This is a genomic window from Fusicatenibacter saccharivorans, assembly GCF_015557635.1.
In the GTDB taxonomy this organism is placed as follows: Bacteria; Bacillota; Clostridia; order Lachnospirales; family Lachnospiraceae; genus Fusicatenibacter; species Fusicatenibacter saccharivorans.
Genome location: NZ_JADNOP010000012.1, coordinates 65,043 through 89,232 on the forward strand (window position 1 = coordinate 65,043; position 24,190 = coordinate 89,232).

Here is a 24,190-nt window from a genome sequence, read left to right on the forward strand (position 1 = left end):
CTACCATTCCTCTTTGACCAGCCTCCATGTCTCTTTCGTCATGCGGAGCATTTCCCGGATACTCTCTTCCCCGGCCATCCCACAGCCGTTGGCTACATGGGCAAGCTGGTTGGCATTGTTGCACAGACCGGATATTTTCCGTAAAAGCTCTGCATGATGCTCACAGGGTCTTGCCCGGACTTCGCCGCCCATGACGATGGAACGGATATATTCCTCACGGGACAGGCCGCTTTTTTCTACCTGTTCTTCCAGAAAACGCAGCTCCTTTGCATTGAGGCGGACTGGTATCACATGGTTTCTTTTTCTCATCTCTTCACCTGCTTTCCAACGGGTTATTGATTACTCCATTACATTTCACGGTTTTTCCAGATCAGGAATCCTGTCAGCACGCCAATGGCTACGGCTGCAGCAATGATCTTTTTCTTCATATAGGCCTCACCCCCTTTCCGGTACCTGGCACAGCTCCATCGGGGCAAGCATGATTCCCCTCTTTTCCATCTCTTTTGCAAATTCCAGAAGGTTCCATTTCTTCCCATCGATCATAGCAGAATCGGCATCCAGATAGTGGCAGGTGGATACGTTCCGCTCTCCATTTGGGGCATTCTGCACAAGGCTCTCCCCGTCTGCCAGACGGAACAGTTCCTCTCCCTGGCTGTTTACAAAACAGATGCACACGCCGTGGTCGATGATCTCTTTCCGTTTTATCCGGCACCGCTCCAGCGCCTCGTCCTCCCGCTTTCCAGCTATGAAAAGACACATTGCAAAAACGCCCATTACTCCTCCAGTCATTGTGCCAAGTATAAATCCCAACATTTTTTCGTTCTCCTTTCGTCTGTTTACGGCTCGGTATGGGGGATTGGGGTTCTCCCCAAAGTGCGCTTGGATATCCAAACGCTATGCTTGCAAAACCAGTCGCATCCGGTTTCGTCCCCTCTGAACCAGTCGTTTTTCTGAATCATTCATTTTCCTTGATTTTGCTCAACCCATCCAGTGTGGTACAGATGATATGGAGTCTGTCAGCCATGCTGATCTCCGTGTTCATCGTCCCGGTGGTCTCTTTTCCGCAGACGACCACCATCCTGCACCGCCTTAAGATCTGGTGGGACATTCTCCGCATGGCCTGCATATCCTCTGCGTCCCCATCATCAAGGAATGGGGAAAAGCTGTACTGCGGGCAGATCGGCACATATCCCAATTCGTAGATCTTCCTGCAGTACCGCTGTACTTTGGTCTTTCCCTCTTCTGCAGAACAGCAGACATAAGCAAGTGCCTGTTCCAATACGACCATCTCCTTTCCTGACCGGACAGTTTACCTCTATCCGGCATGATCTAAAAAACACCCACAAAGCATTCTGGCTCTGTGGATGTCTTGTGGACATCTGGATTCTTTTCTTTCTTTTTTCAGATGTCTGGCAGACATCCGGTTACTGCGATTCTTCGTTTTCCGCTTCTTCCAATGCTTCCAGTGCAATGCGAACACGGTCGCTTCCCAGCTTATAATACACATCCGTCACTTCGATGCCGACCGCCTGATAGCCTGACTCTGCCGCCGCAAGGATGGTAGTACCAGCTCCGGCAAACGGATCTAAGATCAGGCCGCCCGGCTCGCAGATCTGGATGACATCCTTCATCAGCTGGAGCGGCTTCTCTGTCACATGGATGCGGTTCTGTGGATTTCCATAACGGAACACACCCGGAAGGCAGGACACCGGGCGGTTGATCGGCATCGGGCCGTTGCTTCCCCATACAATATACTCTGCCTGCTGGCGGAACCTGCCTTTCTGCGGACGGGAGTTTCCCTTGTCCCAGACTGCGGTTCCTCTCCAGATCCAGCCTGCCCACTGAAGGGCATCGGTAATGGACGGGTACTGTCTCCAGTCAATAAAGAGGCAGATCGGAGCCCCTCTCTTGCAGGCTTTCCGCACATCGTACAGCCATTCTGCCATCCAGTGGGTCCAGGAACGCTGGTCCTTATTATCCCCATCAAAATCCGGCAGGGCGTTTTCCGCTTTCATACTGCTGTACTTCTGGTTAGTGGTACGGTTGCGTTCATTCTGCTTGGTTCCCCCAGACGCATAAGGCGGATCGGTCACGACTGCATCAAAAATTCCCGGCTGGAATCCTTTTACCAGCTTTAAGGTATCCCCATGCAGGATACGCCAGTTCGCCCCTCCGGCAGACTCATCCGGCAGGCAGTCCGGTTTTAAAAGATCTTCAAGTTTCAGGGTATTTCCCATAGGCATCATCCTTTCGGTCGCTTATTTTCCAGATTTCTCTGGAAGTGCTTTTCTTTAGGGAACTGCTCATCGGCAGGTATCCTCTTTTTTCGGTATTTCTTTTCTCGGCGTTCTGGGCGGTTCATGGTGATCCGACAGTTCGGTTTCCACATATTCGCTGATGATTCCCAGTGCTTCATAATAATTGCCACTCTTGTGGACACGGTCTGCCATCTCGTTGGCCTGTTCGGACATCCCGGCACATCTGAGCAATCTTGAGGCATCGCCAAGGATTGAGAAAATATTTCCGTCATGCCCTAAGAGTTTCAGCTTCAGATGGGACGGCTTTGGTTTCGATTGCTTTTCCTGCATCTCGTTTTCTGGTGCTTTCACCTGTATCTGGAAATCCGAGCCGGCACCAACATAGAAATGTAAGTATAATTCACCACCGTCTACCTTGATCTCCCGCTGTTCCAGACTTTCTCCCCAGCCATCGCTGTACTGCCCTCTCAGATACTGCCCCACCACACGGTATTCCTCTGGGGTCAGATTCTCCCGGAGTGTCAGGTTTGCACAGCCATATAAAACACCCTCCTGTTCTTTTACCGCCATTGTAATGCGTTCCACTTTTTCCTTAATGTCCTTGTTTCGGTCAAAATAATCAATCAGGTTGCATGGCTGGTTGTCAGGCATACCGAGCCGGTTGATTTCATCAACCTTTTCTGCTATGGATGTCTGATACTGCACCAGGTCAGGTCCTTCCAATGGCTCCGCATCATCCAGATCCACAATGTCTGAATAGTCCGGAATAAACTCTGCCATCAGAGGTGACAGCATTTCCACGTCTATTTTATCTTTCAAGGCACCACCTCGCTTCTCTGTTCTGCCGTTTCTCTGGTGTACGGGCAGCCATCTTTGCCACGTCTGCCCAGTCTGCCCCTTCGATCTCCGGCAGGTTCTCGATGATCTGATAGTTTCCCTCGTAGGCTTTTCGGATATGTTCACACGCCCACCGTCCGGCAAAGTCATTGTCGGTACACACTTCGATCTCGGTGATCTCCGGGTGCTGGGACAGAAAATGTTCCAATGCCTGCGGCTTTTTCATGCTCCGCTGGCTCTGCCCTTCTTTTGGTGCGCTGATCCCGCCAAGTTCCAGACGGTACTTATCCCGGCTTCCCTGTCTCTGTTCCAATGTCATGTGGGCAAGCACATCCACACAGGCTTCATAAACAGCAACCCGTCTGCATCCTGTTTGTGCCGGAACACAAAAAGCGTATGCCTTTTCGCTTCCGGCCTGTTCCATCTTAAAAGACTTTCCGCTGGCATCGTAAATCCCACGCAGGAAAGCATACCTTGCCACCTGATTTTCGTCCTTGCCTACGAACACAGCATTGTGATAGGGCAGGCTTTCATACAGGATTCCCAGATGAACACACTGCTGTAAGACCTCGCTGCTGATGCCCCGCTCTTTCAGATATCGGAACACCCTGCGGCAGTCCGGGCTGGCTGGCGGCAAGACAAACGGCTTTTGGGGCTTTGTCTCCACAGGCGGAGGGATGTAGGTGGGATACTCACCTTTCAGCATTTGCACTGCCTCCAGAAAGGAACACCCATCTACATGGATCAGGAAATTTAATGCACTGGTTCCCCCGATATCTCTGGATTTCCAGTGCCACTGGCTGGTGAACTCGTTGATTTTAAAGCTATCGTGGTCTGTCAGCTCCCATTCATTTCTGGCTGAAGATTTTTTCAGGCGGTTCGGCTGGTATTTCTTCAGGTACTCAATGGCGGTGATCTCCCTTGCCCGTTTGATCTCTTCTTCCGGAATCCACGGCATTACATCACGGTATCCCGGAGCTGCTCTGCCTTATCCGTTTTCTCCCACGGGAATTCCTTTCTTCCAAAATGCCCGAACACGGCACTCTGTCGGTAGATCGGCCGCTTCAGGTGCAGGGTGTCACTAATCTGGCTTGGGGTAAGCCCAAACACCAGAGGAATCGCAGCGGCGAGGCAGTCATCCGCACAGATCTTTCCGGTTCCAAAGGTATCCACCTGCACCATGACTGGCTGGGCAACCCCGATGGCATAGGCAAGGGACACCTGGCATCGGCTGGCAAGTCCGGCAGCTACCATATTTTTGGCGATGTAACGGGCCATGTATGCCCCGGAACGGTCAACTTTGGAACAATCCTTCCCGGAGAATGCACCGCCGCCATGCGGTACCAGGCTGCCGTAGGTATCCACCATTAGTTTCCTTCCGGTCAGTCCGGTGTCTGCATCCAGACCTCCGCACACAAATCTGCCCGATGGGTTAATCAGGATCTTGGTATCCTCATCCGGTGGCAGCATACGGAGTGCCGGGCGTAACACTTTCTCCCGGATCTCATGCTCCAGCTTCCGAAGGGATTTTTCCTTTTCATGCTGGCAGGACACAATGACGGTATCCAGCCGGGCAGGTCTGTCATCTTCATACTCCACGGTCACCTGCGCCTTTCCATCTGGCAAGATTCCCGTGATATATCCGCTTCTACGGCTTGCAGACAGTTCCCTTACAATGCGGTTCGCCAGAACCACTGGCATCGGCATAAGCTGCGGTGTCTCATCGCAGGCGTAGCCAATCATGATGCCCTGATCCCCGGCACCGCTGGCAAGTCCGCTCTGAACAGAAACAGTCCCTGCCCTTCGTTCTCTGGATCTCTCCACTGCCCCGGCGATATCCGGACTCTGTTTGTGGATGAGGGCATCCATGTGGATTTCCTCTGCTTCATAGCCTGCACTCTCCAGCACCTTTTTGATGATTTCAAACACCTGTGGCTCAAATCGGCTGGTGATCTCTCCTGCCACAATGATGTTCCTTTTGGTCGCCAGCACCTCGCAGGCCACTCTGGAATTTTCGTCCTCTTTCAGACACGCGTCCAGAATGCTGTCTGCGATCAGGTCGCAGAGCTTATCCGGATGTCCTTCTGTTACGGATTCTGCTGTATAAAATCGTTTCATAATCGTTACCATCCTTTCCAAGTAAATAATAACGGCAGGAAACGCTCCTTTCTGGAACACTTTCTGCCGGATCTGGGTTATAAGTTGTCTCACATTCTGCACTTTTCTGGTACTTTCAGACACTTTTTTCAACCTAAATACTACCAATGCACACCCTTACATAATCCCCCTGTTTTGAACACATCCCTGCCCGTGCGGTCATTATTTGTCTCATTTTCTGCACTTTTCTGGTACTTACGAACACTTCTGACTCCACACTGCCCCGGAAACCGGCACCGCCAGGACGATGTTCCTGGCACCGCTCCATTCATATGAACACGTGACGAGCGTCAAAACCTTATCGTATATACACTTCAGGTAATCATCCCCGGTTTCGAACACTTCCCTCTGCTTAGCTGCTTTTAAATATTCCTGCACTGCCTCCGCATCTGCGAGTTTCTGCTGGAATGGGAACAAATTCCTGTCTGCTTTCAGCACCGTGACAATTCGGTATTCCTGAATGCTATCCTCTGTCTGAAGATAAGCAAAGGGATGCTCCTGATAGTACGTTTCATCTGCATATAAGTCCAGATTTCCGAACATTGCCCCACTGTTCATGTTGTGACCGTAAATGATAAGGTTCCGACTTTCAGACACTTTACAGTCTGCCTGTAAAAACAGGCTTCCGTTGATGTCATATTCCTTTTTGTAATTCCGTTTCAGGTAAAACTCCTCATTCTCCTGTTCGGACTGAAGCACCGGGTAATCAATCCCGGTATCCGGTATTGTCAGCCATCCCTGCACATCCGGGTATTGTTCCCGAAGAGAAACAAGGTCTACCGCAGCCACCGGGCATTTTCTTCCAGCTGGTTGGTCTTTCTTTTCAGAGCCTGAGGCTCCCGGAGCTTCCGGCTCCGGGAAATTCCCTTTCAGCTCTGCCACCAGCTTTTTGTTCTCCATTGGAAGATATACCATGTGGTAAATCAGAAACCCGGCACTTGTCAGCGTCACTGCAAGGCAGATGATCTTGAAAAACCTCTGTAAGATTCCTGTCTTTGGTTTTTTCTTCATCGTTCCTGTCCGGCTTTTCTCTGCTTCTTTGGCTGACTCTTCTGCGTCTTTCCCGGCACAGGCGGTTTCCTTGCTGCTTTCAGGATCGGCTCTGTCGGGATTTGGTTCTGTCTGCAGCCCTTTAAGATCCCAGTCAGGTACGACCGTCCGGGCGGATTAAAGTTCTGCATGTAATCTTTTGTCATGATATAGACAATGGCTTTGATCTCTCTTCCATCTTTGTTCTTGACAGTGATCTCCTGCTTGTCGTAAAAATCAGGATAGCCTTCATAAAGATCCAGGCTCTTTTCACAGTCCCCGGTCAGTGACCAGAGGACGCCGTCCACATGGCTTCCCTCTTCCGGGAAGATGGTGGCAAGGCCGCTTCCTGCGGCTGCAAAGGTCAGCCGATACCCCTCCAGGCGGACGATTTCTACCACCTCCGCCTTTGGGCACCGATATGCCATCTGGTCCAGATCCATGTTGCTTCCATACGCAAAATATAATTGTTTCAGCCTATCTGCCCCCTTTTTTCTTCTTTCTTCTGGATGCCACACCCATGCCGATCAGACCGCCTGCGGAAAGAATCAGGCACAGGGCCGGAATCCAGAGGTTGGTGTCATCGCCTGTTTTCGGGTTGCTTACAAACGGGGTATCCTCCGGCAGCTTCTCGTTCGTCACTTTCTGGATGACTTCGATCACTGGAGTTTTGTCATCTACATAGGTAAATGTCACCTCATGTTTGGTCTCATCCAGCTGATAGCCCTCCGGTGCTTTGGTCTCAACCAGATAATAGGTGGCTGCCTTATCAAATTTGCCGTCCTTATAAGTTCCGATTGCAAGCAGTCCGCTGGTTGCATGGCCGTTTTCATCAGTGGTCAGGGTTTCTACCACTTTGCCATCCGCATCCCTCAGTTCAAATTCTGCATCTTTCAGTGCTGCTCCGGTATCCTTATCTGTTTTCTCAATGATCAGACGTCCCTTTGCGGTGTCATCTTTCATGGCTACCTTCTGGATCTCTGCGGTATCTGCCACCTCGAAGGTGATCTCCTCTGCAACGACATAACCGTTTGGAGCCTGCTCTTCTTTCAGGGTGTATTTACCAATCGGAAGTTTTTCGATATAATGCGGCTCTTTACCGGAAGTCCAGGTTTCTACGATGTTGCCATTTTCATCTGTGATGGTCAGTTTGGCTCCTTCGATCTCATTATCTCCGGTAATATCCGTTTTGCTGATCTTCACTTTGGTCACGTCATCTTCCATTACCTGTTTCTGGATCTCCGCAGTATTCTCTACGGTGAATGTGATGCTTTCCGCAGTGGCATATCCATCGGCCGGCTTGTTTTCTGTCAGGGTGTAAGATTTTCCTACAACCAGTTCTTTGATGATGTGCGGCTCCTTGGTGGATGTCCATTCCTCAACAACAGCCCCGTTTTCATCCGTCAGCTGTAATCTGGCTCCCGGCAGTTCCTCGCCCGTGGTCAGATCGGTTTTGGAAAGCTCCACGGTTGTCGGCTCATCTTCAAATACAAATTCATAGGATGCTTCTACTTCTTTATCCCCCTGGTACTCAAAAACAAATTCCTGCTCTTCTCCGGTGGTGACAAATCCATCCGGTGCATACAGCTCCTTCACATAATAGGTTCCGTCGATCGGCAGGTCTGCAATAAAGGAAATCTTTCCATCTGCATCTGTTGTTTTTAACTCGATCAGGGTATCTGCTTCCATCAGCACCTTTCCAGATGCGGACAGGATGTCGTTTCTGGTGTACAGTCCAAAGATGCCGCCTTTTAATACACGGTCGGTATCCTTTTCTTTCTTCAGGACGTTCACTTTTACTTTCTGACGGTTGTTCTGCCAGTCCTCATCGTATACGACAACCGGGGTATCCTGGTCACGGTAGGAAAGATCTACATATCGTGGTTCTTCATCCAGCACATAACCATATGCTGTGCCCACCTCTTTGACATAGTATTTTCCAACCGGAAGGTCAGATACTTCTGCAACACCGTTTGCATCAGTAGTCACGGTTGCCACCAGCTCGTCCTTAGCATAATAATCCGGGCTTACACCATCGGCTGCTTTGATATCCTCTGCAGCGTAAATCTCAAAGGTAACGTCTGACAGGCTTCCTGTGATGTACTCAAACAGATGCTCTACAACGCCTTTGACATTGTCCAGCAGGGTGATCTTATCAAGGAATTCACCCTTCTTGTTTACGATCAGCAGGGCTTTCGGCACATCGTCTTTCATTTCCACTTTCTGTACTTTTGCGGTATCCTGAACGGTGAATTCCACATCCGTGGTCTTTAAATAACCAAGCGGTGCAAGAGATTCACGGAGGGTATAAGTTTTTCCAACGGTCAGGTATTTGATCACATGAGGCTCATCCTTTACGGAAGTCCAGCTGTCGATCACATTTCCATCCTTGTCCAGAACAGAAAGGGATGCCCCGTTCAGCTCTACGCCTGTGGTCAGGTCGGATTTTGTCACCTCGATGGTGGTCGGCTGGTTCTTCTTCACAGATTTCAGCTTGATGGTCGGAATGTCCTGCCCCTGATAGGTGGCATCAAATTCCAGTATCTCGTCAGAAGATACAAAACCATCCGGTGCAGAAATTTCTTTCACATAATAAGTTCCAAGCGGCAGGTCCAGGGTGAAGTGTGCCTGTCCTTTTTCATCGCTTGTGATCTCCTGTAATAAGGTATCTGCTTTCACAATAATCTTGTCACCGGATTTGATCTCGTTCTTATTGTAAAGACCGAATGTAGCTCCAGCTACCGTGCTTCCTGTTTCTGCATCCTGTTTTTCCACGGTGATGCTTACTTTCTGGCGTTCATTGGTAAAAGTCACTTCTTCGTCTACGACTGGGGTATCCTGTCCGGCATAGGTAAAAGTTACTTCTTCGCCTTTGGCATTCCAGGTGTAGCCCTCCGGCGTTTTTTTCTCTTCTACACGGTATTTGCCGAGCGGAAGGTTCTCTACTACGGCACTTCCGGTTTCATCGGTTGTCACCGTTGCCACCAGTGTGTCTTTGGCATATTCCAGATAACGGTTGCCGTTCTCATCTTTCTGATGGTCTGCGGTATAGATATCTTCTGCGGCATAAACCTCAAACACGGCTCCTGCAAGGCTGGCTTCCTCATAGGTGAAATCCTTGTCAAAACCTTTGACTACTTCTCCTTCCTTGTGGATGGTCAGTCTGCCTTTTGCCGGGTGGTTCTCGAATTCCACCTCGATGATCAGGTCACCGCTGACCGGATCTTCCTGGTATGCAGTATCGCTGTCTACCTTGATTTCCACGGTATTGGCACTGTGGGTGTATCCATCCGGTGCAGTCACTTCTTCGATGCGGTAATTTCCGCAAGCAAGATTCTGTGGCAGGATCAGGTATCCGTTTTCATCGGTAAAATAAGATTTATGTACCGTAGTGGACGGGTAAGTGGTTACCTGTTCCACATACTTTTTGTTGTCCAGATCGTATACCTTGAACTCGGTATTCGGAACCAGGACAGATTTCTTTGTCTCATCGTCTTTTTTGATGATCTTTAATTTTGCTTCAAACTCTTTATCCAGAAGCACACGCCATACCTGCGGCTGATCCGGATGATTCTCTGAGATCACAACCTTAAAATCATCGACTGGCGTGAGGTTGTGCGGTGTGGTGGTCTCCCTTACAATATAGGTACCGTATGGGAGCGGAATGGAGCATGCATATCCGCGCTCATCTGTGAACATTTCTGTCTGTCCGTCTGCGGTCAGCACGACCGGGGTAGCGGATGCAAAATCATAGGAGCCGTCCTTATTTTTCTTCAGGCTGCTCTCCAGATATGCACTGAATCCCACACCTTTTAACAGATCGGCATCGGTCTTACCATTGTTGGCTGCTTTAATGACCTGGAACGGCTGTTTGATCACATCTTCCAGAGAAGTTGCGGTACGTTCTACCGTCTGAACCAGATCTCCCTCGTCATTACACTCCAGATCATGTTCTTCCGGGTCTGCCAGATATCCAACAGGCGGCGTCAATTCTTTCACGTAATACTTTCCGAGATAGAGGTCTGCGATTTCTGCATTTCCCTCGGCATCCGTAGTCAGGGTTGCAATCTGCGTTCCTGCCGGGTAAAGGACACCTGTCTGTCCATCCGGATGAACGATATCCTCACGGGCATACAGTCCGTAAACCGCACCCTCAAGGGTTGCATCTCCCTGTGCGGTCTTTCCGGTTTCGGAATCCTCTTTTACCAGTTTGATCTTCGCATTGACACGCTCGTTCTGGAACGTGTGGCTGAAAGAAACGGTTGCCTCTTTGTCTGTGGTGTACTGGAACGTAAAAGAGTACACATCCTCACTGTTTCTGGTATATCCGGCCGGTGCAGAAACCTCTTTCATGTAGTAGCTGTTAGCGATCGGCAGGTCTGCCTGATATACGGCTTTTCCGTCTGTTCCGGTCACTGCCTTCTCAATGAGGGTATCTTTTTTGACCACAACGGTTCCGTCCGCTGCTTTGATGTCGTTTCCGGCATACAGGCCATAAGTGCCGCCCGGAAGGTATTTCCTGGTTTCCTTATCCTGTTTGTATACGCTTACGCTTGCTTTTTGGCGGTCATTTTTGAATGTCACGCTTCCCATGACCTTCTCCACATTGCTTCCGGCATAGGAAAGGGTGATTTCCTGGCTTTCGCCTGTGCATACCAGATTTTGTGGTGCCTGCATTTCTTTTACCACATATTTTCCCAGATATAGATTATCCAGTGTGACACTTCCGTCATCCCCGGTAGTAAGTCCGGCTTTGACCAGTGCGTCTTTTTTATAAATGACGGTTCCGTCTGCGGATACAATATCCGCTGCGGCATAAACATTGTAAACCGCACTCTTCTGTTTCTGCTCGGTATAAACAAAGGAAACACCATCATCAGTTACCTTTGCTCCGGTCAGGACTTCTCCTAATTTATACACAGTCAGGCTTGCCATCTGCTCTGTATCGGTAACGGTTTGTTTTACAGTATCTCCGATGACCAGTTTCACATCGTAGGCTTTGGTATCCAGCAGATATCCGTTTGGTACGGAGATCTCTTTCAGGTATACGGTATCCTGTGTTTTGGTGATCGTAACGCTGGAAGCTCCGTTGGCATCTGTGGCCGGCATCTTTGTGATCAAGTTCTTTCCATCCTTGTCACTGTAAACGCCATAAACTGCACCTGCGATGGCTTTGTTGCTCTTGCGGTCCTTCTTTACGATCTCCAGAGTTGCCTGTTTTACCCATGATACTTTAAAATCTACATATTTCTCATCGGTCACACCCTCGCCAAATACCAGGGCAAGGTCCTGTGTCTCGCTTCCGGTTGTGATCTTATAAGCGGAATAATCTTTGATGATGCTTCCCTTCATGGTGACAGACCATTCCCCTTTGACATCCACTGCCTGTGTCAGCGGTGCAGATAAGTAGAATTTGGTACCGCCGCAGATCTCCACGGATGCACCTGCACTGCTTGTTTTTCCCGTTGTCACATTATGCAGTTTGACACCGGACGGCAGCTTCATGGTGATGGTCTGCAGTTCGGATGCCTTGAAGGTGATCTCTTCTGTTCTCTGGCTGTTGCCGCTGATATATGCGGTAACATTTGCATTGGAGAAACTCATGTCCACTTCCGGTATCTCCGGCTGGCTCATGCAATAATTGTAGAGTTCCATTGCCAGAGCCTGTCCGGTTGCATTCGTACCGGAAAAAGCGTCACTACTGTTATTGGCATAAGACGCAGCCAGATGGACAATGATAAACTGTTTTCCAGCGGAAAAATCAGGATGTTTCTCTGAGAAAAATCCATTTTCGCCGGATGCTTTTGTGCCGTAGTAGCATACTTTTGCCAGTGCTTTGCTGTCACCCAGTTTGGTGATCTTATAGACACCATCCCCAGGTCCTGCCTTGGACGGCTGCACACAGTAGGCAGTTGCAGACACGTTTCCAAATTTTACGGTATATTTATAAGTTACATAGGAACCCAGACCGTAGTCTGCATAATAGTATGCAGCCCCTCTTGTCACATCTACGTCCTGTGTTGCTCTTGTACTGGTATTGACTGCGGTGAATGAAACGGTTTCCCCATCTTCCATTGCCATAAGGTCAATATCCTGTTCCCCTGCCTGCTCCAGAACATCGCTGAGTGTCAGCCCGGATTCTTTATCGGTTGTATTTTCTGTTTCGGCTTCCTCTAATGCGGCATCAAACTCAGATTCAGAAAGTCCACCCTGAAATTCGGATTCGGTTTCTTCCGGTTCTTCTGTCTCCGCTTCCTCTGTTTCAGATTCAGCTGTCTCCGGTTCAACGATTTCTGTCTCTACAGGCTCAGTCTCAGTTTCTTCCTGCGAGGCAGCTTCCTCATCATCAGAACCGGTATCCTCTTCTGTGACTGCCTGTTCTGTCTGCGGTTCACTCTGAGCCGCTGTCACAGGCTCTTTTACGATCAGGTTTCTTCCAATCTGGTAAACCGGATGGTTCTGGTTGACTGGCTCCACATAATAAACGGCATGGTAAGTGTCTGCATGGCTGGTGCTGAAGCTCTCCCCGGCGTCATTCTCTGCTTTCTGGAATGTCACCTTGACCTTGCTTTCATCCTTGATTTCCAGATTGGTGCGGTCACTGGAAGCATCAAACTCCTGTCCGGCTTCCAGCTCCAGATCGGTGGCTTTTACCACTTCCTCTTCATCCAGCAGATCCTTTACAGATTCATAAGCTGGCGGTTCTGCCGCTTTTGGCTCTTCTGAAGCATAAACGGTCAGTGGTGAAATGACTGTAGATAAGATGGTAACTGCGGCCATCACCCCGGAAAGGATTCGCCTGAATCGATATTTATTCTTCATGTTTTCTACCTCTTTCTTCTTTTTCTTCATTTTTCATAAGAACAGCCGGATGTTTCCACCCGGCCGGTCTGTTCTCGTTATTCTGTTATCTTGCATCTTCTGTCCGTCTTGGATTCTGCAGACAGGCATAGGTACTTTTGTCATACCGCCATGCCTTATCCCCGTCCAGATTGGCAAGTAGATGCTTCCGTACATTTTTGTATTCGTCCCCGATCAATCCGAGGCGGAGCAGAAAGGTGCGGAACGTAAATGCCGGGTTATCCCCGATCTCCGTCTTTTTTGCATGGGTACAAGATTGGTTGATCGCCTGTGCGGATATGGCAAGTGCCAGTGTGATATTCGACCGGACTTTTCCTGCATGGAGGGTGCTTTCAAAACAACGCCATTCCAGTGTTCCCTTGGAAAAAACAGCATGTAGGTTTAAGGCATAATACCTTGTCCAGTTGTAATGCTCGGAGCTTCCGTCATTTCCCTCATACCATGCCCTTTTGAATTTTTCCATCGTGATGGTGCTGTTTGGCATCCGGCGGATCTTCTCCAATACCATAGGACGGACTTTCTGGCAATACTCATCTTCCCTTCTCGTCTGTACATTTAAGGCTTTGAACAGAATATCCTCTTTGCAGTACATGATCGTCAGTGCATTTTTCAGACTCCTTGGTGTATGATTGGATGCGTCCACATGGACATGCATGCCACAGGATGAATTGACAAAAGCACCTGCGTTTTTGACACACCGCACCACTTCCTGGAGTTTCCCCATTTCCGAATATTCCAATTTCGGGGATACCATTTCCGTGGCATAGTCGCTGTCAGCATTCAGACATCTTCCGTGAGATTTGTACTGACAACGGATACTGGAATCATAGGAAAACTTCCAGACCTTTCCATCCGGGTCTTTCACACACCATGAGCTGTAAGAGCGGATGGAATATGGCTCTGTTCCGAACATTCTTCCAACAGCGGCAGCCGCCTTGTAACGGCTGATGCCTGTCATCTCAATCTCTGTACCGAAATACTGGTTTTTTAAGTCGATCTGCTTCACCCACCCTTCGCTTCTGGAACAGGTGAGCTGTTTCGGATCTCTTCATCCACGGCTTTCAGGTTTCTGCCTATTGCTTCGATGACATTGACGGTGACACCGTTCCCGGCCTGCTTGTAAAGCTGGTTATCCGATGTTTCTTTTTCCATCTTGGAAATCTGACCATCCCAGTATCCCTGCAGCCGTAGACACTCCCTTGGCGTCAGCCTGCGGATTCTGCCGTGGTAAATCACTCCATGACGGTCAGTTGCCGTAATGGTGAACATTGGCTCTTCCGGTTCTTTCATTCTTCTTCCATTCTGGCGGACTTTTTCCCTGGCTGGTGTCAGCACTGCCCTTGGCGTTTCTTCCACCAGCACCCCGGAACTTTCGCCTCTGTGGTTATGGATGCTGGAATCCTGTCTGGTATTCAGACATCTTGCAACGTCTGTCACCAGCGGCGGAGGGGAGATATCTACAAAATGCAGTGTTCCCTGCTGGTTTCCGGTCGTGAGGGTATGGGCGATTTCATGCCCGACTCTTCCCCTGCGGCTGTTGATACCCGGATAGCCGAGGTCGATGCTATCACCCTCATAAGCCATCTTGTATCCTTTTCGGGTGTTTTCCTTGATTGGGATACCGACTTCGTATAATCCGGTCTTACCGCCCATACCACCAGCCCCGCTGGTCAGCGTGCAGCTCAATCCTTCTTCTGCGTAGACTCTTTCTCCCTGTTTGCCAGCATGGACTTGTATAAGAGCTGTTCCATTTGCTTTTGGGAAAGGTAATATTTTTCCGGCACATCTTCCATCAAGATATCCGACAATATACACCCGCTTCCTTGACTGGGGGACTCCGAAATCCTTGCTGTTAAGCACTTTCCATTCGACATGATACCCCAGTTCAGATAGCGTACTGAGGATGGTGTGAAACGTCCGCCCTTTGTCATGCGAAAGCAGACCGGGTACGTTTTCAAGGAGAAAATACGCAGGTCGTTTGTCTGCAACCAGTCTGGCAACTTCAAAGAAAAGGGTTCCTCTTGCATCGGCAAATCCTTCCCTTCGTCCAGCAATGGAGAATGCCTGGCAAGGAAATCCCGCGCATAAAAGATCAAAGTCCGGCATTCGTTCTGTTTCAATATTTCTTGCGTCATTGCAGAACCACTCTCCTTCCGTATCAAACAGCACCCGGTAGTTGTGGTCTGCATACGCATCCGCTTCACAGTGTCCGACACAGGTGAAGCCCCCTGCTCTGTGCAGTCCTTCTCGGAATCCTCCGATTCCGCTGAAAAGGTCAAAAAATCGAATTGTTCCGGCTATCAGCCTCCCTTCGCTGCGAAAAAAACAGTGCAGATTTCTCTGCACCGTTTCCGTCTCTTGGTTTCTGTTTTGTGATGTCTATTCTTCTGATTCCGCTTCCTCTGGCTCAGATTCTTCTGCTTCTTCGGTTTCCAGTTCTGTTGGCTCTGCTTCCGCTGGCTCTTCGTTTTCTGGCTCTGTCGGCTCTTCATCTGCTTCAGCTTCGTCCGGTTCTGTCATTTCTCCGTCTGTTTCAGCTTCCAGTGCTTCTGTCTCAGGCTCTTCTGCTTCAGGTTCTACTGACTCTTCATCCGGTTCTGATTTTGCAGTCTCAGGATCTTCCATTTCTGTTTCTTCGGCTTCCTCTGACTCTGCTTTCCATTTGGCTTCTTCTTTTTCGATTGCATCTTCGATAAGCCCGATTAAGAAGTCTTTCTGTTTCATGCCATTCCTGGCGAGGACTGCTTTCAGTCTGGAAAATAAATCCTCGGTTACCTGTACTGCTACTGTTCTTAAATCTGCCATGTTCGCCTTTTCTCCTTTTCTTGTCATGTGTTCTTCGATTACCATTTCAAGGTATTTTGGTATGCTGATTCCTAACTCTTCGACTTCCAGTTTTAGCTTTTCATGCAGCTCTACCGGGATTTTTCCGCATATGTTTTTCATCTCCATTGTGTTCGTTCTCCTTTCTTTTTTCTACATACAACATACCCTAAAACGTGACAGAAAGCTATTCACAATACCCAACGAATATGAGGCTCTCAAAAGCTCCCAAAGGATGCAGATCCAATAACATTCAATAGGCATCACCCCTTTCAAAAATCCGTGATTTATACTAATTTGACTGCTTGAAATTTGGCTATTTTATCACCAGGAAAGACTTGACTTTTTCAGAATGCATCCTCAAGCCCGGAGAGAAAATCCAGCATCTGGGACGGGATTTCTTCCTTTTTTGAAACACTCTCCCCGGAGCCAGAAATGGAAACACCTGCCAGTTCTTCCCGGATTGCCTGCCGGATGCTTTTCTCCAGCTGGTTGTTTTCCTGATCTTTTAAGATCACCTGAACCAGATAGCTGCTCTTCTGTCCATCTGGAACACTTTGCAGGATCTCCCATGCCTTTTTGTGATCTGGGTTATCAAGGTTCAGGCGGAACGAGAAAACGGGTCTCTTTACTTCGCGCACATCTGCCCCACAATCCGCTCATAGCCGGAAGCATTGGCGTGTACGTCTGTCAGGTAAATCTGCCGACACAGCCCGTCCTGCGGTGTCACGTGCCGTTTCAGAATGCTGGCTCCGCCGCCCATGATCACGGACGGAATTGCCTTCAGATCGAACCCGGCTTCCATAATTGCAGACAGTATTTTCTCCGTGTAGAGCCTTCCCTGCCGGACAATGATTTCTTTTGCGGCCGGGTCCATGCTGCAGCTCTGGCCGTTCAGAACACGTTCGATCTGAATATCCGTTACAGACAGTCCGGTATTTCTGCGTACCTGCTCGGTGATCTCATCCACACACCGGATCACACCAAGTTCCAGGCTGCGGCAGGTAGCGGCATTTGGAACACTGTTGTCCAGCCGCATCAGGTCTACGGTCCAGCCACCGATATCTGCGAGAAGAACAGAAGGCTCGTCCCGAACACATTCCGGGTGGAGAGCCAGGGCTGAGTATCCCTGTGGGAACAGTTTTACATCCTGAATCCGGATCTCATAGCTCTCATCCTCGTACCGGAAACGCAGAGGCTGCTCTTTCCGAAACAGATATTCCCGGAAACCTTTTTTCTCCCTGCCAAAACTTGCCAGTGGGAGGCCGGCTGCCAGAACCACATCTGTTTTCCTCTCTCCCCGGCGGTAGCGGATCTCCTGTGCAATGGCTGCCATTGTCAAAAGATAATAATTGTCATTGGAAGTCTTGCTTCTCACCAGCGTCTGCCGCCCAGTTCCACACACATAAAATTTCCCATTGTACTGCAGGACATTTTGCATGGTATACGGCTCATAATCGTACCCGGTCAGTCCAGTCGGGAAACACACATGGGGAGTTTTGATGGCATAATATCCATGATCGATTCCTATAATAATAAGTCACCACATCCTTTCAGGTTTTTCTTGTTCTTTTCCAGCAGGTGGTCTTTTGGTCTGGAAAAAGAAAAAGGGCAGAACCCCGAAGAGCCCTGCCCGTAATAAAAAATACAGCCATGTATATTTGCAAATAAATACGCATAACTGTATTAGTTTAATTCTTATTAATCTTCAAACTCTTTTAACTCGTCAAGCGGTTCTTTTGAAGTATCTATTGCCATATTGTTCTTTAACCAATCAGCTTTGCTATAACCTGTTCCGGTCAATTCAAATATTTCACCTTTATACCCTACAGCTTTAACCCAGCCCCATTCTATAAGTCTGTCTAAAGCCTCTTCCCATCTCGCAGATTCTCTTTTTGAATTATCAGCCATAAACTGCTTACCTGATGTAAAAATCTGAGTAGGTGAACCAAGTGTCCGTATCTTTAGTATTTGCCCATCACCATCAGCCGCATATACTAATAAAAAGGCAGAGTCCACTGGAATGTTCCCAACATCATCTAGCCCTACAACTGATTTATTTTCTTCTGGATTTCCAATAATTAACGTATTATCTTCAACCTGGAACAATTTTTTGATATCTTCACTTGTTGCTGTAGGAATTTCTTTCAAGGTTAACTGGTTATTTTCTAGGTCAGTGAGTCTACTATAGAATTGAGAAAACATCTCTTTCATGTCATCTAGCATCTTCTGCTGATGTTCTCCAAGTTCAGTATTTGCTTTATTTCGTCCTTCTGCCTCTTCATTAATTATATCCACTATATCTCGATATCGAACCCATCCAGCGTTATCATCAACATAGTTAACGGCGTTCCTAAATGTCGGTGATGCCACATACTTTAAACTGTTTAAATCTGTGAAAAAATCAACTGTATTTTTATCATTTTTGACTTTTTCTCTAAACTCATCCAGTTTCTTCATTTTATCATACTTATCATTTCCGGTATCCTTTTCACTTTCAGAAATAGCCGAAGGTTGTTTAATCAATACAAGTACTGGTAATCCTTTAGTTTTTGCATAATTGTATTCTTTCTCTGTGTAACTTATACCAGTTTCTTCATCAATTGACCCATACCTAGCACCAATAACAAGAAGATAAAAATCACACTCATCAATCATTTTTGTTATAACATTCCATTGACTTGTAGGTGCAGCATGAAATTGCTCCATTCCTACCGGAATAAAATTATTCTCTAGTGCCACACCTACCAATGCCTGTCTTTCCTTTTTAAGATCTTCATAGGTAGAACTTATAAAAATAGAAAACTTTCGTCTATTCTTCATATCAATATGCTCCTTTTATACTTATCTCTTATCACTCCAGGTTTCCGCAAAATCAAATTTCACAAACTCTACTAATAATGATACCACAAAAATGAGTTAGGGTATATTTTTATTTACATTTCTTAAGCTAATTCTCGAAGCCATTCTCTGATTTCCATTGGTGTATTTTTGCAAAAATCCCTAATCCACATTTCATGCAATCTGGACTCTGATTCTGTATTTTCTATGCTCACAGCACATCCACCTGTTTCCTGAAGTGCTTCCAAACAATCCCATTCTTTTTTAAAGTCTCCTGCAAATTCCATCCAAACTTTTATGTGATATTCCTTAAAACCAAGATGATAAATCAGATAAGTCAACCTGTCGAAATCAGCTAACTGCATTTTTTCTTTCTTAAATAATAGCCTTTTATCATGCTCGCTGCATAAATATAAAAATGCAAACTGTTCTATTTTTACCTGCTCCATATATTTCTCCCTCTTCTGTTCTTGTCTCACTTTTACAACCGATTCTACCTTGTCCAATCGTTAAAATCAATACAGATGGTGCAAAAAGTGAGACAAGCCATCCTTTTACCAGAGAGGAAGAGATTTAAGATGCCAAAGCCAAGGACACAGTCTGGTGAGAAGAATCTGATTAGCCAGCGATTGATTGAACTTCGCAAGACCCACAATATGTCTCAGCGTGATCTTGCCTATAAACTCCAGTTAGCTGGTTACGATATGGATAAAAATGTAATCACCAGAATCGAAACAAACAAGCGTTATGTCACTGATCTTGAATTAAAAGCCATTGCTGAAATCTTTCAGGTTTCATACATATTTCTCATTGATGGCAAAGATGAATAGAAGTGACAAATGGGGAAGTTCCTTTCGTGCTTCCCCATTTTATCCGTCCCTTTTTTACAAATTTAATAGTTCCAGAATTTTCTGCATGCCAGCCTGATATAAAGATTCCGCATATAATATCCATCTCTCACTAACTTCAGTAACGTATTTGTCTATTGTTTTTCGCTTTTCTTTTGATAATCCCATTGTCTGAACCTGTTCTTCATATTTCGATATTTTTTCAAGCATTCCCTGGTACACTGTATTTTCTTTCAGCTGATCTTCAACCTCATCAATCCAGGTATCCAGCAGCAACTCCAGCAGTTTCTTTGTGTCACCGTCATCATTTCCCAATATTGCTTTTTTAATTTTTCCAAGCATTGCTCCATAGGAGATCATTTGAGCCTGTCCCATATAAAAATGGTACTGTTCTTCTATCATTTCCTTTTCGCTTTCCAGTCGGAAATATTGATGCACTGCCTTATGCTCTTCTGTCGTTAGACTGATTGCCTGATTCGACTCCATAAATGTTTCTATTACTGGATACCTCTCTGTAAGTTCCAGTATTTTATTTTGCAGTCTCTGGTATTCCGCATCATGCTTTTTCAGATAGGTGCAAACCTGTTCTCCTATCCGTATCCCCAAGCATTGCTCATTCCAGATGATATCTGGCTGTGCTGTCATATCGGTGTCTCCCTTCTGTGTAGTTTTCCTGTTCCAAGCACAAGACTATACCACACTTCTGGGAGAAAGCTATTCACCAAACCTACTGAAATCTCCTGGCAGATCCTGTGCAACCTATCCCTTTTTCCACAAAAAAACTGGTATGAAAGACTCCTTGTTCTCTCATACCAGCTATCTATTTCTTATTTAACTGAATACACATTCTTTTCTATTCTCTGTGTATCCTGTACTTATTTATGGCAAAAATCAGACTACAGACACGCTATACACTCTTATGCTACATAATCCAGTTTACGTCGAGGATCAGAAGCTGTGCCTTGTGTGACAGGGCGGTAAGTACACGCAGCTTCGCCTTCATTCCATTGGAAAATTCCTTGAACTGTTTTCCTTCCGGAAGATGCAGCTTCTGGCACTCTCTGGTGAACCAGCTTTCCTCAAACTTTGGATACATTTTCGCCAGAATTTTCTCCACTTCCACGATGGTAAACTGTCCGTTAAATCCAGATTCTGCCAGCGAAACGCCGATATTCTGCCGGTCCTCTGCCATAATTTCTGTGATCGGTTTTCCAAAGAGTTCGATTATTCCGCCATCTGCTTTTGCAAGGCCGAGCATCAGCCGGATCGCCGTGCTTTTTCCGGCTCCGTTTTTTCCAATCAGTCCGGTGATTCTTCCCTCCGGAATCTCCATAGAAAGCTCAAAATCAAATCCCGGATACACCTTTCTGACATTCTGCATTTTTATCATGTCTGTCTCTTCCTTTCTGCCGCTGCTCCGGCATTCCTTATTTTTCCTCCAGAAGAAGGGTTACTGTCTCCAGAATATCCTCCCGGCTCATTCCCATCGCAAGGGCACGGTCGATGGCTTTTTCAAAATCCGCCTCTGCTTCTCTCTGCCTTGCCTCCAGCGCGAGCTGTTTGTCGGAAGCCGTTACATACGTTCCCTTTCCGTGAATCGTTGTAACAAATCCTTCCTCTTCCAACTTGTCATACGCCTTTTTGACGGTCAGCGCACTGATCCGCAGTTCCCCGGCCAGAGAACGGACGGATGGGAGCGCCTCTCCTTCTTTTAATGCTGTATTGATAATTTCTGATTTGATCTGCTCCATGAGCTGCTCGTAGATCGGCACCATGGAGGAATGATTCAAAATAATATGCATATCGTTTCTCTTCTCCTTTACAATAAACAGTATATAACAGTCAGCTACTGTTGTCAACTGTTATATACTGTTTATTTCAGAGAATTTTCTTTGTTTTCTTCTGCATTTTCCCCTCTTTTCTTTGCTTTCTATGGTTTTTCCTCTGCTGTACATGAAAAAAGCAATCAAAAAAATAGCAAAAAGTTCTTGACCAAATAAAAAACACCCGTTATAATGCGTGATATAAAATATGAAAGAGCAGACAAAGGAGTCTGAACAGAAATGTTTTCTCCCTGGTCTGCTCTTTTTCTATGCAAAAAAGGAGGAACACCATGAGATTAAATCCCAAGGAACAGGAAAAACTGATGCTTCATATGGCCGGTAATCTCGCCAAAGAGCGGAGAGCACGCGGCCTGAAACTGAATTACCCGGAAGCACTCGCCTACATCAGTTCCGAGCTTCTGGAACTGGCAAGGGACGGAAAGACCGTTGTGGAGCTGATGCAGCTCGGCACAAAGATTCTAACCCGCGACGATGTCATGGACGGCGTTGCCGATATGATCGGCGAGGTTCAGGTCGAGGCAACGTTCCCGGATGGAACCAAACTGGTCACTGTACATAATCCGATTCAGTAAGGAGGAGACATCATATGAAAATCGGTGAAATCATGGCTTCCGATCGCGAGATCACATTAAACGAAGGCAAAAAGACAGTCACTGTCATGGTAGCAAATAAGGGCGACCGTCCCGTTCAGGTCGGCTCCCATTTTCATTTCTTTGAGGTCAACCGGTGCCTCTCTTTTGACCGGGAAACGGCGTACGGTTATCACCTCGATATTCCTTCCGGAACTTCGGTCCGTTTTGAGCCGGGCGAGGAAAAAGAGGTGCAGCTCGTCGAGATGGGCGGCAGAAAACGTGTCTTCGGTCTGAATGACCTGACCCGCGCACAGGCTACCGCTGACACGAAAGCCGCATCACTGGAAAACGCGAAGTTAAAAGGATTTCTGTAAGGAGGGACAGCAAAAATGAGTGTAAAAATTTCCGGAAGTAAATATGCCGCTATGTACGGTCCGACCGTCGGCGATAAGGTCCGCCTTGCCGACACCAGCCTTGTGATTGAAGTCGAAAAAGACTACACCACATACGGCGATGAAGTAAAATTCGGCGGCGGCAAATCCATCCGCGACGGTATGGGACAGTCCGTTAAGACCTGCAGCAGAGACGGAGACCTTGATCTTGTCATCACAAACGCTCTGATCGTGGATGCTACAGGCATTGTAAAAGCAGACATCGGAATCAAAGACGGAAAAATCGCCGGCATCGGAAAAGCCGGAAACCCGGATGTCATGGACGGCGTGACTCCTGGCATGACGGTCGGCGCATCGACCGAGGCTCTGGCCGGCGAGGGTATGATCGTTACGGCAGGCGGCATCGATACTCACATCCACTTTATCAGCCCGCAGCAGATTGACTGCTCCCTCTACAGCGGCGTGACCACGATGATCGGCGGCGGCACCGGCCCGGCGGACGGCACGAACGCAACGACGTGTACCCCGGGACCGTGGAATCTGCGCATGATGCTGAAAGCCGCAGAGGAATATCCGATGAACCTTGGTTTTCTCGGCAAGGGCAACTGCTCCGACGAGGCTCCGTTGATTGAGCAGGTCAAAGCCGGTGCGATGGGCCTGAAAATCCACGAGGACTGGGGCGCAACGCCGGCGGTCATTAACCACTGCCTCAACGTTGCCGATGAGTTCGATGTCCAGGTTGCCATCCACACCGATACTTTGAACGAAGGCGGATGCGTCGAAGATACGCTTGCGGCCATCGGCGGAAGAACCATCCATACGTACCACACCGAGGGAGCCGGCGGCGGCCACGCACCGGACATCATCCGCGCTGCTGCTGCACCGAACGTTCTGCCTTCCTCCACGAATCCGACAATGCCTTACACTGTCAACACACTTGATGAGCATCTTGACATGCTGATGGTATGCCACCACCTCGACAAGCACATCCCGGAGGACGTTGCGTTCGCGGATTCCCGTATCCGCCCGGAGACGATCGCCGCAGAGGATGTTCTGCACGATATGGGTATTTTCAGTATGATGAGTTCCGACTCCCAGGCGATGGGCCGTGTCGGTGAGGTCATCACCCGTACGTGGCAGACCGCAAGCAAAATGAAGGATGAGCGCGGCGCTCTGCCGCAGGATGCCGGTCATGAAAACGATAACTTCCGCGTGAAACGTTATATCGCAAAATATACGATCAACCCGGCCATCACCCACGGTATCTCCGAGTATGTCGGCTCGGTCGAAAAGGGAAAATTTGCTGATCTCGTGCTCTGGAATCCTGCTTTCTTCGGCTCCAAACCGGATATGATCATCAAAGGCGGTATGATCGTCGCTTCGAAAATGGGAGACGCCAACGCTTCGATCCCGACGACACAGCCGGTCTGCTATCAGCCGATGTTTGCCGCTCACGGAAAAGCAAAACAGGAGGCATGCCTGACCTTCGTTTCCCAGGCTGCTTTCGATGCCGGTATCAAAGACGCATACGGACTGGAAAAAACGGTTGTCCCGGTACACGGCTGCCGCAGTATCAGCAAAAAGGATATGGTATGGAACGACCGCACGCCGGTGCTTACCGTAGATCCGGAGACATATAAGGTCACTGTTGACGGCGAGGAGATCACTTCCAAGCCAGCAGAAAAACTGCCGCTGACCCAGCTTTACAGCCTGTTCTAAACGGCTCTG

24 protein-coding genes are annotated in these 24,190 nt (G+C 48.0%); 4 read left to right on the forward strand and 20 right to left on the reverse strand.

Annotated features, from left to right (window positions below):
• From I2G42_RS11165 to I2G42_RS11245, 17 genes are all read right to left on the reverse strand, one after another.
• Window positions 1-309 carry a plasmid mobilization protein gene (locus tag I2G42_RS11165; RefSeq protein WP_055149041.1) on the reverse strand — a complete coding sequence of 103 codons (309 nt, stop codon included), beginning with the start codon at window positions 307-309 and terminating at the stop codon, window positions 1-3.
• 126 nt (window positions 310-435) lie between these two features.
• A complete protein-coding gene (locus tag I2G42_RS11170; protein WP_117638843.1) occupies window positions 436-813 on the reverse strand; it encodes a DUF3789 domain-containing protein in 378 nt (125 codons plus the stop codon).
• 142 nt (window positions 814-955) lie between these two features.
• Window positions 956-1,288 (reverse strand): DUF7768 domain-containing protein, encoded by a 333-nt coding sequence (locus I2G42_RS11175; RefSeq protein WP_044920437.1) that lies wholly within the window; start codon window positions 1,286-1,288, stop codon window positions 956-958.
• A 136-nt stretch (window positions 1,289-1,424) separates the two neighbouring features.
• Window positions 1,425-2,237 carry a DNA-methyltransferase gene (locus I2G42_RS11180; protein ID WP_242993077.1) on the reverse strand — a complete coding sequence of 271 codons (813 nt, stop codon included), beginning with the start codon at window positions 2,235-2,237 and terminating at the stop codon, window positions 1,425-1,427.
• Between the two features lie 66 nt (window positions 2,238-2,303).
• Complete coding sequence (locus tag I2G42_RS11185) at window positions 2,304-3,077, reverse strand: hypothetical protein (protein WP_243277174.1); 774 nt, start codon at window positions 3,075-3,077, stop codon at window positions 2,304-2,306.
• Complete coding sequence (locus I2G42_RS11190) at window positions 3,067-4,053, reverse strand: DUF3991 domain-containing protein (protein ID WP_195531063.1); 987 nt, start codon at window positions 4,051-4,053, stop codon at window positions 3,067-3,069. The genes I2G42_RS11185 and I2G42_RS11190 overlap by 11 nt, the downstream gene beginning before the upstream one ends.
• Window positions 4,053-5,213, reverse strand: a complete 1,161-nt coding sequence (gene metK, locus I2G42_RS11195; protein WP_117638875.1) for a methionine adenosyltransferase — start codon at window positions 5,211-5,213, stop codon at window positions 4,053-4,055. Before metK ends, I2G42_RS11190 begins: the two co-directional genes overlap by 1 nt.
• Before the next feature lie 234 nt (window positions 5,214-5,447).
• Window positions 5,448-6,263, reverse strand: coding sequence for a class B sortase (locus I2G42_RS11200; protein WP_195531064.1), 816 nt, complete (start codon window positions 6,261-6,263; stop codon window positions 5,448-5,450).
• On the reverse strand, window positions 6,260-6,757 hold the full coding sequence (locus I2G42_RS11205) for a gamma-glutamylcyclotransferase family protein (RefSeq protein ID WP_025577045.1): 498 nt from the start codon (window positions 6,755-6,757) through the stop codon (window positions 6,260-6,262). Before I2G42_RS11205 ends, I2G42_RS11200 begins: the two co-directional genes overlap by 4 nt.
• A 1-nt stretch (window position 6,758) precedes the next feature.
• Entirely contained in the window at window positions 6,759-13,103 is a 6,345-nt protein-coding gene (locus tag I2G42_RS11210; protein ID WP_195531065.1) for an LPXTG cell wall anchor domain-containing protein, read from the reverse strand.
• Between the two features lie 85 nt (window positions 13,104-13,188).
• Window positions 13,189-14,139 (reverse strand): amidoligase family protein, encoded by a 951-nt coding sequence (locus I2G42_RS11215; RefSeq protein ID WP_081703162.1) that lies wholly within the window; start codon window positions 14,137-14,139, stop codon window positions 13,189-13,191.
• Between the two features lie 5 nt (window positions 14,140-14,144).
• On the reverse strand, window positions 14,145-15,446 hold the full coding sequence (gene dcm / locus I2G42_RS11220; RefSeq protein ID WP_207741887.1) for a DNA (cytosine-5-)-methyltransferase: 1,302 nt from the start codon (window positions 15,444-15,446) through the stop codon (window positions 14,145-14,147).
• A gap of 75 nt (window positions 15,447-15,521) precedes the next feature.
• On the reverse strand, window positions 15,522-16,094 hold the full coding sequence (locus I2G42_RS11225; protein ID WP_015533347.1) for a hypothetical protein: 573 nt from the start codon (window positions 16,092-16,094) through the stop codon (window positions 15,522-15,524).
• A gap of 218 nt (window positions 16,095-16,312) precedes the next feature.
• A complete protein-coding gene (locus I2G42_RS11230) occupies window positions 16,313-16,606 on the reverse strand; it encodes a hypothetical protein (protein WP_006428275.1) in 294 nt (97 codons plus the stop codon).
• Window positions 16,594-17,502 (reverse strand): ParM/StbA family protein, encoded by a 909-nt coding sequence (locus I2G42_RS11235; RefSeq protein ID WP_161208660.1) that lies wholly within the window; start codon window positions 17,500-17,502, stop codon window positions 16,594-16,596. The genes I2G42_RS11230 and I2G42_RS11235 overlap by 13 nt, the downstream gene beginning before the upstream one ends.
• A 164-nt stretch (window positions 17,503-17,666) precedes the next feature.
• Entirely contained in the window at window positions 17,667-18,788 is a 1,122-nt protein-coding gene (locus tag I2G42_RS11240; RefSeq protein WP_055149049.1) for a DUF4062 domain-containing protein, read from the reverse strand.
• A gap of 122 nt (window positions 18,789-18,910) precedes the next feature.
• Window positions 18,911-19,255, reverse strand: coding sequence for a hypothetical protein (locus I2G42_RS11245; RefSeq protein ID WP_015533346.1), 345 nt, complete (start codon window positions 19,253-19,255; stop codon window positions 18,911-18,913).
• A 129-nt stretch (window positions 19,256-19,384) separates the two neighbouring features.
• On the opposite strand from I2G42_RS11245, the gene I2G42_RS11250 reads away from it, so the two are divergent.
• Entirely contained in the window at window positions 19,385-19,636 is a 252-nt protein-coding gene (locus I2G42_RS11250; RefSeq protein ID WP_015513363.1) for a helix-turn-helix domain-containing protein, read from the forward strand.
• Between the two features lie 54 nt (window positions 19,637-19,690).
• Here the strand turns inward: I2G42_RS11250 and I2G42_RS11255 are convergent, their stop codons facing one another.
• The 3 genes from I2G42_RS11255 to I2G42_RS11265 form a co-directional block, all read right to left on the reverse strand.
• On the reverse strand, window positions 19,691-20,299 hold the full coding sequence (locus tag I2G42_RS11255) for a DUF6664 family protein (protein WP_055147690.1): 609 nt from the start codon (window positions 20,297-20,299) through the stop codon (window positions 19,691-19,693).
• Window positions 20,300-20,576: 277 nt separating this feature from the next.
• Window positions 20,577-21,044: an ATP-binding cassette domain-containing protein gene (locus I2G42_RS11260; RefSeq protein ID WP_195531067.1), complete on the reverse strand. Its 468-nt coding sequence runs from the start codon at window positions 21,042-21,044 to the stop codon at window positions 20,577-20,579.
• A 37-nt stretch (window positions 21,045-21,081) separates the two neighbouring features.
• Window positions 21,082-21,456: a GntR family transcriptional regulator gene (locus tag I2G42_RS11265; protein ID WP_055221496.1), complete on the reverse strand. Its 375-nt coding sequence runs from the start codon at window positions 21,454-21,456 to the stop codon at window positions 21,082-21,084.
• A gap of 311 nt (window positions 21,457-21,767) precedes the next feature.
• Between I2G42_RS11265 and ureA the strand changes: the two genes are divergently transcribed.
• The 3 genes from ureA to ureB (I2G42_RS11280) are packed head-to-tail and all read left to right on the forward strand — an operon-like array spanning window position 21,768 to window position 24,181.
• A complete protein-coding gene (gene ureA / locus I2G42_RS11270) occupies window positions 21,768-22,070 on the forward strand; it encodes an urease subunit gamma (RefSeq protein WP_055221498.1) in 303 nt (100 codons plus the stop codon).
• Window positions 22,071-22,084: 14 nt separating this feature from the next.
• Window positions 22,085-22,444 (forward strand): urease subunit beta, encoded by a 360-nt coding sequence (gene ureB / locus I2G42_RS11275; RefSeq protein WP_055221500.1) that lies wholly within the window; start codon window positions 22,085-22,087, stop codon window positions 22,442-22,444.
• Between the two features lie 15 nt (window positions 22,445-22,459).
• Window positions 22,460-24,181: an urease subunit beta gene (ureB, locus tag I2G42_RS11280; RefSeq protein WP_055221502.1), complete on the forward strand. Its 1,722-nt coding sequence runs from the start codon at window positions 22,460-22,462 to the stop codon at window positions 24,179-24,181.
• The last annotated feature ends 9 nt before the right edge of the window (window positions 24,182-24,190 follow it).

Coding starts and splice junctions, on each gene's coding strand:
- I2G42_RS11265 (WP_055221496.1), bottom strand. CDS start 21,456: ATGCATATTATTTTGAATCATTCCTCCATGGTGCCGATCTACGAGCAG.
- I2G42_RS11225 (WP_015533347.1), bottom strand. CDS start 16,094: ATGGAGATGAAAAACATATGCGGAAAAATCCCGGTAGAGCTGCATGAA.
- I2G42_RS11200 (WP_195531064.1), bottom strand. CDS start 6,263: ATGAAGAAAAAACCAAAGACAGGAATCTTACAGAGGTTTTTCAAGATC.
- ureB (WP_055221502.1), top strand. CDS start 22,460: ATGAGTGTAAAAATTTCCGGAAGTAAATATGCCGCTATGTACGGTCCG.
- metK (WP_117638875.1), bottom strand. CDS start 5,213: ATGAAACGATTTTATACAGCAGAATCCGTAACAGAAGGACATCCGGAT.
- I2G42_RS11175 (WP_044920437.1), bottom strand. CDS start 1,288: ATGGTCGTATTGGAACAGGCACTTGCTTATGTCTGCTGTTCTGCAGAA.
- I2G42_RS11190 (WP_195531063.1), bottom strand. CDS start 4,053: ATGCCGTGGATTCCGGAAGAAGAGATCAAACGGGCAAGGGAGATCACC.
- I2G42_RS11180 (WP_242993077.1), bottom strand. CDS start 2,237: ATGGGAAATACCCTGAAACTTGAAGATCTTTTAAAACCGGACTGCCTG.
- I2G42_RS11250 (WP_015513363.1), top strand. CDS start 19,385: ATGCCAAAGCCAAGGACACAGTCTGGTGAGAAGAATCTGATTAGCCAG.
- I2G42_RS11240 (WP_055149049.1), bottom strand. CDS start 18,788: ATGAAGAATAGACGAAAGTTTTCTATTTTTATAAGTTCTACCTATGAA.
- I2G42_RS11210 (WP_195531065.1), bottom strand. CDS start 13,103: ATGAAGAATAAATATCGATTCAGGCGAATCCTTTCCGGGGTGATGGCC.
- ureA (WP_055221498.1), top strand. CDS start 21,768: ATGAGATTAAATCCCAAGGAACAGGAAAAACTGATGCTTCATATGGCC.
- I2G42_RS11260 (WP_195531067.1), bottom strand. CDS start 21,044: ATGATAAAAATGCAGAATGTCAGAAAGGTGTATCCGGGATTTGATTTT.
- ureB (WP_055221500.1), top strand. CDS start 22,085: ATGAAAATCGGTGAAATCATGGCTTCCGATCGCGAGATCACATTAAAC.
- I2G42_RS11165 (WP_055149041.1), bottom strand. CDS start 309: ATGAGAAAAAGAAACCATGTGATACCAGTCCGCCTCAATGCAAAGGAG.
- I2G42_RS11255 (WP_055147690.1), bottom strand. CDS start 20,299: ATGACAGCACAGCCAGATATCATCTGGAATGAGCAATGCTTGGGGATA.
- I2G42_RS11245 (WP_015533346.1), bottom strand. CDS start 19,255: ATGGAGCAGGTAAAAATAGAACAGTTTGCATTTTTATATTTATGCAGC.
- I2G42_RS11170 (WP_117638843.1), bottom strand. CDS start 813: ATGTTGGGATTTATACTTGGCACAATGACTGGAGGAGTAATGGGCGTT.